At 68.7% G+C, this 1,060-nt stretch carries 1 protein-coding gene; it reads right to left on the bottom strand.

The annotated features are described in order from the left end of the window. Positions 1-16 precede the first annotated feature (16 nt). Positions 17-1,060: substrate-binding domain-containing protein (locus ACFY3D_RS39520; protein ID WP_389989658.1), on the bottom strand; the 1,044-nt coding region annotated here is incomplete at its 5' end.

Here is a 1,060-nt window from a genome sequence, read left to right as displayed (position 1 = left end):
CTGTTCGCAGCCGCCATCAGGACTCGAATCCCAGCGGCAGGTACTGGGCCACGTTCTCCTTGGTGATCGTCTCCGAGGCCAGGGTGATCGACTGGGGCACCTGGTTTTCCACCAGGTCGCTCATCCCCTTGCCCTGCGCGATGAGGCGGGCCAGCTTGATCGCCGAGGAGGCCATCGTGGGGCTGTAGGTCACCGTGGCCTCCAGCACCCCCGAGCCGGCCTGGATGTCGCGCATCGCGTTCGCCGACCCGGCGCCGCCGACCATGAAGAACTCATCTCGGCCGGCCTCCTTGATCGCGGCCAGCACGCCGATGCCCTGGTCGTCGTCGTGGTTCCAGATCGCGTCGATCTTCTTGTGGGCCTGCAGCAGGTTCGCCGCGACCTTGGTGCCCGACTCCACGGTGAACTGCGCGTCCTGCTTGGCCGTGACGCTGAAGCCGTAGGTCTTGAGCGCCTCTTCGAAGCCCTTGCTGCGGTCTTGGGTCAGCGGCAGGGTCGCGATGCCCTGGATCTCCAGGATGACCGGGTCGGACACGCCCTTGTCCTTGAGCTTCTTGCCGATGTAGTGGCCGGCCGCCACGCCCATGCCGTAGTTGTCGCCGCCGATCCAGGTGCGGTAGGAGAGCTTGTCGGGGAAGACCCGGTCGAGGTTGATGACCGGGATGCCGGCGTCGGTGGCCTGGCGGGCGATCTGGTTGAGCTGCTGGCCGTCGTTGGGCAGGATCACCAGGGCGGCGACCTTGGCCGCGATCAGCGACTCGACCGCGGAGATCTGCGCGTTGATGTCGTTGGTCGGCTCGACCGGCTTGAACTCGATGTCGGAGTACTCCTTGGCCGCGGCCTCGGCGTTCTTGGCGATCGCGGCGATCCAGCCGTGGTCGGCCGCGGGGGCGGAGAACCCGATGACGACCTTGTCGCCGGGGGCGTCGTTACCGCCGGTCGCGGCCGGCGCCGGCGCCGAGGCGGCCGCGGCCGACGGCGCGGGCGCCTCGTTACCGGTGCACGCCGTGACCAGCGCACCCGCACCGATAACCGCACCGCCGACGAGGAAACCCCTGCG

The sequence above is a fragment of the Streptosporangium sp. NPDC000509 genome, from assembly GCF_042898365.1.
Classification (GTDB): Bacteria; Actinomycetota; Actinomycetes; order Streptosporangiales; family Streptosporangiaceae; genus Streptosporangium.
Note: the sequence above shows the minus strand (reverse complement) of the source record. Positions and strands in the feature narration are given on the sequence as shown.